This window comes from Streptomyces sp. A3M-1-3 (assembly GCF_024213665.1).
Lineage (GTDB): Bacteria > Actinomycetota > Actinomycetes > Streptomycetales > Streptomycetaceae > Streptomyces.
The window spans coordinates 42,942-55,222 of sequence record NZ_JANAVP010000033.1 but is presented as its reverse complement, the minus strand read 5'-3'; the positions used below and the strand labels follow the sequence as shown (position 1 = coordinate 55,222).

The window sequence follows — 12,281 nt, the reverse complement described above, 5'->3', positions numbered from 1 at the left end:
ATTGAGACCAACTCCACATCACATCGTCATCACAAAGCGACCGATTCGACGTGGGCTCCGACGCGGTCGCTGTAACGTCGATTGAGTGCGTACCGACCGAACTTTCACCCGTCTGGACCGGGTCTTCGCCCGGCTGGACCGTGAGCCCGAACGACCGGCCCATCTAGAGATCCCTCGGATGAGCCGGCACCGTATCGTGCTCCTCGGCTCGACCCTGGGTTTCTACCTGGCGATCGTCGTGGCCGTGCTGACCACGTCCTGGCTGGTCCGACTGGACTGGCAGATCATGTTTTTCCGGCCGTACGAGCAATGGCCCGAACTCCACGCGTTCCTCGACTACTTCGTCGTACTGGGGCAGCGCGGCCCCACCGCGGTCATGGTCGCCGCCTGGCTCGGCTGGCGGTCGTGGCGGCAGCACACCCTGCGCCCGCTGATCACGCTCGGCGTCTCCCTGCTGTTGCTCAACGTCACCGTGGGCGCGGTGAAGCTGGGCCTCGGCCGGCTCGGTCCGCACTACGCGACGCAGATCGGATCAGCCGAACTCTTCGCGGGCGGCGATATATTTCCTTCCGGACACACCGCCAACGCGGTGGTGACGTGGGGCATCCTCGCGTACCTGGCTTCCACGCTGCGGACCAGGCGCTATCTGTCCGTGCTGTCCGCCGTCGTGGCCCTCGGCGTCGGCGCGACCACCGTCTACCTCGGTACGCACTGGGTGAGCGACGTCCTGCTGGGCTGGGCCGCCGGCCTGCTGATCCTGCTCGCTCTGCCCTGGTTCGAGCCGCTGATCGCCGCTGCCGAGGCGTGGATTCTCGCCAGGCGCGACGAGCTGTGGACCCGGCTGCGCGAGCGCGGCACCTCGGTGCCGGTACCGGTACCGGTTCCGGCGCGTGTCAGGCCCGCGCTGTTCCCGCAGCGCGGGCCGGCGGCGGGGGAAGGCACCCCGGTCTGCGAGCCGGTGGGCACCGGGCGCGGCGTCACGGCCGGCAGCGTCATCACCGGCAGGACCACCGCGCATCTCGCGCCCAAGCCGCACACGACCCGCTCCGAGCGGACGCCGGTCACGCCGGTGGGCAGCCGCCGGCCGCCGCACCCGGAACGTGCGGCTCGCAATCCCTCGGCCCGCCCGGTGGCGGGCGGCTGAGACCCGGTGGAGGTACGCACCACCTCGCCACCGCGAGACGAGGCCCCGACAAGCTCCCTCAAGGAGCCTGCCGGGGCCTCGGTCCGTAACAGCCTGTATCAGCCGCGCCTCAGCCCGCCTCAGCCCTTCCAGCAGCGACGGACGACGCCGCCGTCGACCTCGAAGTTCAGTCGCCCGGCCAGGTACTCCATGGTGATGATCGAGCCCGGCGGCAGCGATCTGACGGTGCTCCAGCCGCGGTTGCGGGCCAGCTGCTCGGCGGCGGCCGCATCCAGGCCGACGTACGACTCGGGGCTGTCGGCGGGGTCTGCGGAGGGGGTCGGTATGGGTGCCATGACATTCACCGTAGGCGTCGGACGGCAGGGGCGGTAGTCCGGGCCCGTCAGCCGGGCGCATCACCATTCGTCCCCCACGGGTCACGCTTGTGTCACAGGATCACGACACTCGATTCCTTCGAACAGACTGTCTCGAATGGGCAGTTCCGCTGTTGACTCCGGGCAATTCCATGGCCACCGCGCACCCCCGTGAACAACCCCCCGAATTCCCGCCGGACAATGCGCCGGAACGCCCGCCACGATTTCCCCGGCACCGGTCGGCGCGGGCCGCCTGACGGGCCATTGGCAATTCACGGTTTCCCCACCGGATCCACACAACGGTATGCGTCCTGGCGCGTCCACGCCCTGTTGGGCACCGCCGCCTGCAAGCATCATGGCTTGAGCCTGAAGCCCGATCCGCAGACGGGACGGACCAGCGAGGGGACAGCGATGGGGACGGACACCGCAGAGGCCATTGCGGGACCGGAACGGATCAAGGGTCCCGGCCGGATCATCGTGGACTGGCTGACCACCACCGACCACAAGAAGATCGGCCATCTCTATCTGATCACGTCGTTCCTGTTCTTCCTGATCGCCGGCCTGATGGCCCTGATGATGCGCGCCGAGCTGGCCCGGCCGGGCATGCAGCTGATGTCGAACAACCAGTTCAACCAGGCGTTCACCCTGCACGGCACGATCATGCTGCTGCTCTTCGCCACCCCGGCCTTCGCCGGCTTCGCCAACGAGATCATGCCGCTGCAGATCGGCTCCCCCGACGTGGCGTTCCCCAGGCTGAACATGCTGTCGTACTGGCTCTACCTCTTCGGCGGCGTGATCGTGCTCGGCTCGCTGCTGACCCCGACCGGGCCGCCGAACTTCGGCTGGACCGCGTATGCCCCGCTCAACAGCCTGGAGCGGTCCCCCGGCATCGGCGCCGACATGTGGATCATGGGGCTCGCGCTCGCCGGCTTCGGCACGATCCTCGGCGCGGTCAACTTCATCACCACCATCATCGGGATGCGCGCGCCCGGCATGACGATGTTCCGGCTGCCGATCTTCACCTGGAACGTGCTCTTCACCTCGATCCTGGTGCTGTTCGCGTTCCCGGTGCTCGCCGCCGCGCTGCTGGTGCTGGAGTCGGACCGGCGGTTCGGATCGATGGTCTTCCAGCCGGAGTTCGGCGGTGCGCTGCTCTGGCAGCACATGTTCTGGTTCTTCGGCCATCCCGAGGTCTACATCATCGCGCTGCCGTTCTTCGGCATCATCACCGAGATCCTGCCCGTCTTCTCCCGCAAACCGATCTTCGGCTACCTCACGCTCGTGGGGGCGACCATGGCCATCACCGCCCTCTCGGTGGTCGTCTGGGCGCACCACATGTTCGCCACCGGCGCGGTGCTGCTGCCCTTCTTCTCCTTCCTGTCGTTCCTGATCGCGGTCCCGACGGGAGTGAAGTTCTTCAACTGGAGCGGCACGATGCTGAGGGGGTCACTCAGCTTCGAGGCCCCCATGCTCTGGGCGGTCGGCTTCCTGGTGAGCTTCCTGTTCGGCGGGCTGACCGGCGTGATCCTCGCCTCGCCGCCGATGGACTTCCATGTCACCGACACGTACTTCGTGGTGGGGCACTTCCACTACGTCGTCTTCGGGACGGTGGCGTTCGCGACCTTCGCCGGCTTCCACTTCTGGTGGCCCAAGTTCACCGGCAAGATGCTCGACGAGCGGCTCGGCAAGATCCACTTCTGGACGCTCTTCATCGGCTTCCACATGACCTTCCTGGTGCACCACTGGCTGGGCGCCGAGGGCATGCCCCGCCGGTACGCGGACTATCTGGCGGCCGACGGCTTCACCGCACTGAACACGTTCTCGACCATCGGGTCGTTCCTGCTCGGGCTGTCCACGCTGCCGTTCCTCTACAACGTCTGGAAGACGGCGAAGTACGGGAAGAGGGTCGAGGTCGACGACCCGTGGGGGTTCGGGCGCTCCCTGGAGTGGGCGACCTCCTGCCCGCCGCCCCGCCACAACTTCGTGACGATCCCCCGAGTCCGCTCGGAGTCGCCGGCCTTCGACCTCCACCACCCCGAGTACGCGGCACTGGCGGAGGAGGGGCAGATCAGAGCAGAGCCCGGGAAAGCCGGTCCCGTACAGCCCTGATGTGGTCGGACAGCTCCAGCGGCTCGACGACCTCGAACTCGAAGCCCATCAGCACGACATGGATCACCATCACGTCGAGGCCGGCGGCTCCGGTGCGCAGCAGGCAGCTGTGCTCGTCCACGGCCTCCAGTGCCCCGGCGGACGGTGAGACGGCCTGGGCCGCCTCCTCCAGCGGCACCAGTAGCCGGATCACTGCCTGGGCGGCGTAGGCGTGGGTGGAGACCCCCTGCGAGACGTACGCCGCCAAGTCGTCGGCCGGCGGCTTGCGCGGGGCGAAGCGCGGGCCGTGCGGCGGCTTGGGGACGATCCGGTCCACCCGGAACGTACGCCAGTCGGCGCGGTCCAGGTCCCAGGCGACGAGATACCAGCGGCGTTCGGTGCACACCAGGCGGTGCGGTTCGGCGGTGCGCCGGGTGGTGGAGCCCTCGTGGTCGCGGTACTCGAAGCGCAGCCGTTCGCTGTCCCGGCAGGCGTTGGCCAGTTCGGTGAGCACGGACGGGTCGACCGACGAGTTCCCCGGGCCGTGCAGCATGGGCACGGTGAAGGCGTTGAGCGCGCTGACCCGCCGGCGCAGCCGGTCCGGCAGTACCTGTTCGAGCTTCGCCAGAGCGCGTACGGACGTCTCCCCGATGCCCTCGATGCCGTTGCCCGCGGCGGTGCGCAAACCGACGGCGACCGCGACGGCCTCCTCGTCGTCGAGCAGCAGCGGCGGCAGCTCGGCCCCCGCGCCGAGCTGGTAGCCGCCGCCCGTGCCGGGGCTGGCGTTGACGGGGTAGCCGAGTTCGCGAAGCCGGTCGACGTCACGCCGTACGGTGCGCGGGGTGACGCCGAGCCGGTCCGCCAGGTCGGCGCCGGACCACTCGCGGTGGGCCTGGAGCAGGGACAGCAGGCGCAGCAGTCGTGCCGAGGTCTCCAACATGGCCCAGAGTCTGCCACCCCTTGCGGACAACTACGGTCCTCAAGCCCACCCCGGGCACAGCCCCGGCCGGCCACCCGCCTGGCTTGCCGCGGCGTCAGGCTTGGCACGTGCCAGGCGGCCACCGCGTCAGCCGGACCAGCGCGTCAGGCTGCGCACCGCGTCAGGTGCGCGCCGCGTCAGGCCGGCCGGCCTGGTCAGGCTGCGCGGCGCTTACTGATCTGGGCCGCGGCCTTGTCCCGGAGTGCGTACGCCCCGCCCATCGCCGCCCCGCGCGTGCGCAGCACGGAGTCCCGCAGGACGCTGCGCGAGCGGCCGCGGTGGTCCGCCAGGAGTTCGGTGAAGATCGCCTCTTGCCGCTCGGCAATCCGCGCCGGGTCGAACCTGGCCGAGGAGGCCAGGGCCGCCCGGCCCATCCGGCGCCGCAGGTCGTCGTCCTCGACCAGTTCCAGCAGCGCGCCGGCGATCGCCTCCACATCGCCCGGCGGGACCAGCCGGCCGTCGACGCCGTCGTCGATGATCTCGCGCGGGCCGTTCGGACAGTCGGTCGAGACGACGGGCAGTCCGCAGCGCATCGCCTCGACGATGGTCATGCCGAAGGACTCCGTCCGGGAGGTGGACGCGGCGATCGAGCCCTTGACCCACTCGCGTTCCAGCGGGCTGACGGAGCCCATCAGGGAGACCTGGTCGACGAGGGCGAGTTCCCTGATGAGGAGGGACAGGGCGGTCTGCTCGTTGCCGGTCGCGTCGCCGCTGCCGTATATCCGCAGCCGCCAGTCGGGGTGGGCCGCGACCACCTTGGCGAATGCCTGGACCAGCAGGTCGTACCGCTTGACCGGGGTGAGCCGGCCGGCCGCGACGATCACCTTCGCCGAGCCGTCGGCCGGCTCGACCGAGGCGGCGGGCACGCTGTTCGGCACGGCGTCTATCCGTACGCCGGGCAGCCGCAGCCTGGTGCGGTACGCGCGGGCGTCGGCCTCGGTGACCGTGGTGACCGCGTCGAGCAGCGCGTACTGGCTGCCCAGCTCGCGCCGCAGCCGGTGGCCGTGGCTGTCGAGGGTCAGGTGCTCCTGGCCGACCCGCACCGGGCCGCGCCGGGCCTGCCGGGCTATGTGCACGTTGAGGCCGGGGCGCGTACCGACGACCACGTCCGCCTCCAGGGACCTCAGGTACTCGCCTATCCGGGTGTCGGTAAGCCGGCTGTACTGCTTGCGGCGGCCGTCGCCGCTCGCGAAGACCCGCGCCGGCAGGTCCCGGTCGGGGTGCTCGCCGTCGAAGTCCGGGCTGCCCTCGCGCAGATCCACCAGGTGACGCATGCGCACCCCCGCGGGCGTGCCCATCATCGGCCGCTGCCGGGTCCGGAAGACCGAGACGATCTCGATGTCGTGGTGCTCCGCGAGCGTCTCGGCGAGGTTGAACGTCGTCCGGATCGTGCCGCCGATTCCATACGCGTTGTGAAGCAGGAACGAAATGTGCATGCGCGGACAGATCCCCCTGTGATGAACAGCCGTTGTTCGTTGGTCGGCGAACAGCTGTGCCATTGATATCAGGTACAAGGATCTCACCGCCCGGCCAGGACTTCAGGGCCGGTAGGCCAGCTGGGGTACGTCGAAGCAGTTCTCGGTCATCTCCCCGCCCTGGGTGACCCAGCCGCGCCCGTCCTGCCAGCGGGCCACCGAGAGACAGGCGTGCCGGGTCGTCGGCGGAGCGGCGGACTTCTCGTACGAGACAGGCAGCAGCAGGCCCCGTGCGGTGCACGGCTCGGGGCGGTTCAGGAAGCGCTCCACACAGGCGCGGGTGAGGTCCGGCAGACAGGACTCGGCGGCGTCGGTGAACCACATCGCCGCCGCCCAGCCCTCCAACTGCCACTGTGATGGTGGCTGTGACTGAGGGCGGCCCTTCACGGCCTCCCGGAACTCGCGTACCGCCGGGTGGTCCTTGTCCTCGTAGTTGCGACTGGCCCCCGTCACCCACAGGGCGTTGCGGCAGCTCGGGGAGTCCTTGAAGTCCTCGGGGACGGTGGCGGACCAGTTCTGCACGTTGGTGACCTTGGCGGTGACGCGGGCGCCCACCGCGTCCATCGCCTCGCACAGACGGGCGTTGCCGTGGGTGTCCATCGCGTCGAAGACGAGGTCGACGCCGCGGTCCTTCAGATCGGCCGCCACCGCCCGGAAGTTGGGCAGTGCGAAGTCGACCTGCTCGCTGACGACCCGGTACCGTTCCTAATCAGTGAGCAGGAGTGAGTCTTGGACCCACGTCCCGTCGCTGCGCGCATCCCGAACGGTTTTGGGTGCGCTGGTCGCCCGCGTTCCTTGTTTGTTCCCTGTCCGGGCACGTGGCTCGTGACCATGGTCCGTGACAGGGCGGCGGGTTTCCTCGCTCCCCCGGAAGACCGATGGGGCCTGGGCGGTCCGATGCCCGTGCACATCGCTCTGATGTGCACGGGGCGGTGCCGTCCGTCGCCGGATCGGGTGTCCGAGGGCGCGTCGTCCGATAGCGATGCTTGCGGCATCGTGCCGGGTGGTCTTACATCGGGGCGCGTTCAGGGGCTTCTGCCAGTGCTGCGCGCCCCACTGGGAGGTGTAGGCGGGGTCCACGGCCACGATGGCGATGCCGAGTTCGGCGGCCATCGACACCAGCCGGGATTTGAGCTTCGCCGTGGGGATGCCGGAGATGAGTTGCCGGAACCGCTTCTTGCGGCCGTGTTTCTCGATCTGGTCGCCGGGCTCGCCGGCACGGTGCATGTGATGGACGCCGGACGGATCGTCACCTCCGGACCGCGCCGACCGGGTACTGGCGGGGGCCCCATGAGTGTGGAGATCGAGCTGCGAGGGGCCCGGGTACGGTACGGGCCGCTGGAGGCCCTGCACGGCATCGACCTGGCCGTCCCCGCGGGCGGCGGGCTCACCGTACTCCTCGGGCGCAACGGGTCTGGCCGCACGACCGCGCTGCGCGCGCTCGCCGGTTCCGTGCCGCTCGCCGCCGGGCAGGTGCTGTGGCGCGGGGCCGACGTCACCCGGCTGCGGGCGCACGACCGGGCGCGCCGCGGCCTGTGTTTCGTACCGGATCAGCAGGCCGTGTACGCCACGCTGACGGTCGCGGAGAACCTGGAACTCGCCTCGCCACAAGGGGACTTCACGGCCGCCGTGGACGGCTTCCCGGCGCTGCGCCCGCTGCTGGCGCGCCGGGCGGGCACCTTGTCGGGCGGCGAGCAGCGGATGCTCGCGGTCTCCCGCGCGCTGCTCTCGCGCGCCCGCCTCGTGCTGGTCGACGAGCCGGTGCAGGGCATGTCGCCCTCCGTGGCGGCCCGTACATACGAACTGCTCGGCGGTCTCGGCGCCGCGGTGGTGGTCGCCGAGCAGCGGCTGCCGTCCGGCCTCGGCGGCCGGGCGGCGGGGCCGCCCGGCGGTGGTGGTGGTGCACGAACTCCGGCGAGGCGCTGTGGTGTTCAGCGGGGAGGCGGCCGAACTGCTCAGCGGCCCGAGCCGGCGTCCTCCGGCAGGGCCAGCATGACGCCGGCCGCGAGCCGGTCCGGGGAGGGGCCGATCACCTTGGCGTTGGCCTGGTAGAGGGCGGTCCAGCCGCCCTTGATCCGGTACCGGCGGGCGAGGGAGCTCAGGGTCTCGCCCCGTCGCACGACATGGGCGCGGCCCTTCAGCCCGTACCGCACGGAGCAGACCGGCCAGGCTTTGAAGCCCTGGGTGCGCAGCACTTCCTCCGCGACCTTGATCTGTTCCTCGCGGGTGGCGAGATCGGCGCGCGCGGCGTACGCGAGTCCGCCGTACTCCTCCCAGGTCGGCTGCCAGAACTGCAGCCCGCCGTAGAAGCCATTGCCTGTGTTGATGTGCCAGTTCCCGCCGCTCTCGCACGCGGCGAGGCAGTTCCACGGCCAACCGGTGGCGGCGCAGGTGGAGGTGGAGGCGGAGGCGGAGGGGACGCTGCCGGATTCCGTCGGTCCGGGGGCGGGTGGCGGGGGCGCCGCCCGGGCGCTCAGTGGCACGGCGGCCGGCACAGCGGCCAGCACGGCGGTGAGCAGGGCAACCGGCCAGAGGCGGAGTTTCGGCATCGGATCACGCTATGCAGCTCTACGGATCATCCTCCCGATGCCGCGCGGCAGACCCCGAAGCCCACCCGCTCGGCCGACGGCCGCGGAGCCGGCCCATCGCGGCGGCCGGTTCGATTCCGTTCCCTTTCCTGCGTGACTCCGGCCGAGGAAAGCCCGTTGTGCTCTGAGAGCCGGGAACCACCCGGCACCGCACCGAGTCCGAGGAGCACCCCGTGCCGCGCATGCTCGACGTCAGTCATGACGTACGCGCCGAGATCGGCGACGAAGAAGCCGACCTGCTGCTCGCCGGCGAGACCTCGCCGGGCAACTACGACTGCACCTCCTGCCGCACGCCGGGCGACGCCGAGCAGGAGCGGACCAGCACCGTGCTGTTCGTCGGCAACGAGACGGCCGTGCTCGCCTTCGCGCACGCGTCCTGTATTCCGTCCCAGGTGGTGACGGTGTCCGAGGAGCAGCTTCAGGGCGCCGTCCGCAGCATCACCAGCGAGGAGGGGGGTGCGGGGCAGCAGCCCGGCCGGCAGGCGGTGCTCGGCGTCACCAGCGGGCTCGTACTCATCGACGGCGACCTGCACCCCGCTCTCGTCGTCGAGCCGACCGCACCGATCGCCCGCCCCGGCTCCTCCGGCCCCGGCGACGACTTCCTGCCGCTCCTCATCGAGCAGGGCTTCCTGCCGGTCACGGATGTCGCTCAGCGGCCGTCCGGTCTGCCCGGCTGGTCCGTACTGCTCGCCATGGGCCAGCTGCACGCCGTGCTGCAGCCGGGCACCGGCGGCGGCAGCCCGGTCTCCTGGTGGCAGGCCCACCAGCCGCTGCAGGTCACCGACGGCTGGCGCGCGGCGGCCAACCGGTCGCACACCGTCCTGGTGTACGCGGTCCCGGTCGGCTCCATTGGCCAGCAGCCGCGCGAGGACCTGCTCCGGGATGCCCTGGAGAAGGCCGCGGCCGCCGGAGTGCTGGTCGCGGCCGCGATGCCGCTGGCGGGCACCTGACCGGCCAAACCGGGGCCTGAGTGCGCCGGGGGTGCGCCGGATGCTCCGGCCGCACCCCCGGCGATCTGCGATTTCTTCGTCCGGCCCGCATCCGTCGGGCGCCCGGTTCGTTGGCAGATACGTGCATTCATACGATCCCTCCCGCCACCAGCCGTTCGCCGGCCAGATTCCCGCGATGCGACCGTCCCGGGACACCCAGGTCGGCCACTTCTCGCACACCCCGATCTACGACGCGCTGTACTCGGAGTACCGCCGGTCCTTCAGGGCCCTGCCGGGGGACCGCAGCGGCGAGGAGGATCTGAGGTTCACGGCCTTCGGTATCGGGGTGCACGGCGGCCCGAGCAGCCACGGCGGATCCTGGCACAGCGCCGCGTGGCACAGCGGCGGCCACAGCGGTCACGGCAGCCACAGCGGGCACAGCGGTGGGGCCGGGCACGGCGCAACCGGAAACAGCGGCGGGCGGCAGCACCACACCGGGAGTCACCTCCCGGCGGCGCTGCCGCCCGCGCCCCGCAGGGGGCTCTGAGCCGTACTCCGGCCCTACTTCTTCTTGTGCTTGCTGCCGCGCTTCTCCCGCACCCGCACCGAAATGTGGATCGGGGTGCCCTCGAAACCGAACTCCTCGCGCAGCCGGCGCTCGACGAAACGCCGGTAGCCGTGCTCGAGGAAGCCGGAGGCGAAGAGCACGAAGCGGGGCGGCTTGGTGCCGGCCTGCGTGCCGAACAGGATGCGCGGCTGCTTGCCGCCGCGGATCGGGTGCGGGTGGGAGGCGACGATCTCGCCGAGGAAGGCGTTCAGCCGGCCCGTCGGGACGCGCGTCTCCCAGCCCGTCAGGGCGGTCTCGATCGCGGGGACCAGCTTCTCCATGTGGCGACCGGTCAGGGCCGAGACGTTGACCCGCGGGGCCCAGGCGATCTGGGCGAGTTCGGTCTCGATCTCGCGCTCGAGGTAGTAGCGGCGCTCCTCGTCGAGCGTGTCCCACTTGTTGAAGGCGACGACCATGGCGCGGCCCGCTTCGACGGCCATGGTGATGATCCGCTGGTCCTGGACACTGATGGATTCGCTCGCGTCGATCAGTACGACCGCGACCTCGGCCTTCTCCACGGCGGCGGCGGTACGCAGCGAGGCGTAGTAGTCCGCGCCCTCCTGGAGGTGGACCCGGCGGCGGATACCGGCGGTGTCCACGAACTTCCAGGTGATGCCGCCGAGCTCGATCAGCTCGTCGACCGGGTCACGGGTGGTGCCGGCGATCTCGTTGACGACCACCCGCTCCTCCTGCGCCACCTTGTTGAGCAGCGAGGACTTGCCGACGTTCGGGCGGCCGATGAGCGCGATACGGCGCGGGCCGCCGATGACATTGCCGAAGGTCTGGGCCGGGGCCTCGGGCAGCGCCTCGAGGACGGCGTCCAGCATGTCGCCGGTGCCGCGGCCGTGCAACGAGGAGACGGGGTGCGGCTGGCCGAGGCCCAGCGACCACAGCGCGGTCGCGTCCGCCTCGCCGCTCGGGCCGTCGACCTTGTTGGCGCACAGCACGACGGGCTTTCCGGCCCGGCGCAGCAGCTTGACGACGGCCTCGTCGGTGTCGGTCGCGCCGACGGTGGAGTCCACGACGAAGACGACCGCGTCGGCCGCCTCGATGGCGTACTCGGCCTGGGCGGCGACGGACGCGTCGATGCCGAGCACGTCCTGCTCCCAGCCGCCGGTGTCGACGACCTTGAAGCGGCGGCCGGCCCATTCGGCCTCGTAGGTGACGCGGTCGCGGGTGACGCCGGGCTTGTCCTCGACGACGGCTTCGCGGCGGCCGATGATGCGGTTCACCAGGGTCGACTTGCCGACATTCGGGCGGCCGACGACGGCGAGGACGGGCAGCGGGCCGTGACCGGCCTCGCCGATCGCGCCCTCGACCTCCTCGGCGTCGAAGCCCTCCTGCGCGGCGAGCTCCATGAACTCCGCGTACTCGGCGTCGCCAAGCTCCCCGTGCTCATCGCCGGAGTGGATCTGGTCGTTCATGAAGTCCGTACCTCGTTCGTTGCATCATCGATGGACCACAGTCCGCGGCCCACTACTCAAGTCTCGACCAGTCAAGTCTCGCCTAGCGCCCGGTGAGGCGCTTGGCGTTTTCCAGGTGGGCGGTCAGCCGCTCCTGGATGCGCACGGTGGCTTCGTCCAGCACCTTGCGCGTACGTCGGCCGCTCCGGTCGCCCGCCTCGAAGGCCTCGCCGAACACGACGTCGACGCGGCTGCGCAGCGGGGGCAGCCCCCGTATCAACCGTCCGCTGCGCTCGGTGCTTCCCAGCACCGCCACCGGAACGATCGGCGCACCGCTGCGTACGGCGAAGTACGCGAGCCCGGCCCGCAGTGAGGCGAAGTTGCCCTCGCCCCTGGTGCCCTCGGGGAAGATCCCGAGTACGCCGCCGTTCTCCAGTACGCCGAGTGCGCTGGTGATCGCTGCGCGGTCGGCGGTCGTACGGTCCACTTTCAGCTGACCGATTCCGCGCAGGAACGGGTCGAGCGGCCCGACGAACGCCTCCTTCTTGATCAGGAAGTGCACGGGGCGGGGCGCGGTGCCCATCAGCATGGGGCCGTCGATGTTGTGCGAGTGGTTGACGGCCAGGATGACCGGTCCCCTGGCGGGGACCCGCCAGGCTCCCAGTACGCGCGGCTTCCACAGCCCGTACATCAGTCCGATGCCGATCCGTCGGCC

10 protein-coding genes and 3 pseudogenes are annotated in these 12,281 nt (G+C 70.6%); 5 read left to right on the top strand and 8 right to left on the bottom strand.

What is annotated here, in order from left to right; all coding sequences use genetic code 11:
- Positions 1-85: 85 nt before the first annotated feature.
- On the top strand, positions 86-1,144 hold the full coding sequence (locus NLX86_RS28985; protein ID WP_254374759.1) for a phosphatase PAP2 family protein: 1,059 nt from the start codon (positions 86-88) through the stop codon (positions 1,142-1,144).
- Positions 1,145-1,263: 119 nt separating this feature from the next.
- Here the strand turns inward: NLX86_RS28985 and NLX86_RS28980 are convergent, their stop codons facing one another.
- Positions 1,264-1,479 carry an I78 family peptidase inhibitor gene (locus NLX86_RS28980; protein WP_254374758.1) on the bottom strand — a complete coding sequence of 72 codons (216 nt, stop codon included), beginning with the start codon at positions 1,477-1,479 and terminating at the stop codon, positions 1,264-1,266.
- Between the two features lie 429 nt (positions 1,480-1,908).
- Here NLX86_RS28980 and ctaD point away from each other — a divergent pair, with 429 nt between their 5' ends.
- Positions 1,909-3,606 carry a cytochrome c oxidase subunit I gene (gene ctaD, locus NLX86_RS28975; RefSeq protein ID WP_254374788.1) on the top strand — a complete coding sequence of 566 codons (1,698 nt, stop codon included), beginning with the start codon at positions 1,909-1,911 and terminating at the stop codon, positions 3,604-3,606.
- Here ctaD and NLX86_RS28970 read toward each other — a convergent pair.
- The 4 genes and pseudogenes from NLX86_RS28970 to NLX86_RS28955 all read right to left on the bottom strand — a co-directional run.
- A complete protein-coding gene (locus NLX86_RS28970; protein ID WP_254374757.1) occupies positions 3,566-4,525 on the bottom strand; it encodes a YafY family protein in 960 nt (319 codons plus the stop codon). The two genes, ctaD and NLX86_RS28970, sit on opposite strands and share 41 nt — an antisense overlap.
- 194 nt (positions 4,526-4,719) lie before the next feature.
- Positions 4,720-6,000, bottom strand: a complete 1,281-nt coding sequence (locus NLX86_RS28965; protein ID WP_254374756.1) for a glycosyltransferase family 4 protein — start codon at positions 5,998-6,000, stop codon at positions 4,720-4,722.
- 102 nt (positions 6,001-6,102) lie between these two features.
- Positions 6,103-6,744 (bottom strand): annotated as a pseudogene (locus NLX86_RS28960) (ABC transporter substrate-binding protein); the annotation flags it as partial.
- A pseudogene (locus NLX86_RS28955) lies at positions 6,745-7,233 on the bottom strand (IS200/IS605 family accessory protein TnpB-related protein); the annotation flags it as partial.
- A gap of 96 nt (positions 7,234-7,329) precedes the next feature.
- Here NLX86_RS28955 and NLX86_RS28950 point away from each other — a divergent pair.
- Positions 7,330-8,035: pseudogene (locus tag NLX86_RS28950) on the top strand (ABC transporter ATP-binding protein).
- Here NLX86_RS28950 and NLX86_RS28945 read toward each other — a convergent pair.
- On the bottom strand, positions 7,995-8,588 hold the full coding sequence (locus tag NLX86_RS28945) for a transglycosylase family protein (RefSeq protein WP_254374755.1): 594 nt from the start codon (positions 8,586-8,588) through the stop codon (positions 7,995-7,997). The pseudogene NLX86_RS28950 and the gene NLX86_RS28945 overlap by 41 nt on opposite strands.
- 212 nt (positions 8,589-8,800) lie before the next feature.
- On the opposite strand from NLX86_RS28945, the gene NLX86_RS28940 reads away from it, so the two are divergent.
- Together NLX86_RS28940 and NLX86_RS28935 are read left to right on the top strand one after the other, a co-directional pair.
- Positions 8,801-9,577 carry a hypothetical protein gene (locus NLX86_RS28940; RefSeq protein WP_254374754.1) on the top strand — a complete coding sequence of 259 codons (777 nt, stop codon included), beginning with the start codon at positions 8,801-8,803 and terminating at the stop codon, positions 9,575-9,577.
- 175 nt (positions 9,578-9,752) lie between these two features.
- A complete protein-coding gene (locus NLX86_RS28935; RefSeq protein ID WP_302061890.1) occupies positions 9,753-10,103 on the top strand; it encodes a hypothetical protein in 351 nt (116 codons plus the stop codon).
- Positions 10,104-10,117: 14 nt separating this feature from the next.
- Here the strand turns inward: NLX86_RS28935 and der are convergent, their stop codons facing one another.
- Positions 10,118-11,587, bottom strand: a complete 1,470-nt coding sequence (gene der / locus NLX86_RS28930) for a ribosome biogenesis GTPase Der (RefSeq protein ID WP_254374752.1) — start codon at positions 11,585-11,587, stop codon at positions 10,118-10,120.
- Between the two features lie 82 nt (positions 11,588-11,669).
- Complete coding sequence (locus tag NLX86_RS28925) at positions 11,670-12,257, bottom strand: 1-acyl-sn-glycerol-3-phosphate acyltransferase (protein WP_254374787.1); 588 nt, start codon at positions 12,255-12,257, stop codon at positions 11,670-11,672.
- Positions 12,258-12,281: the final 24 nt, after the last annotated feature.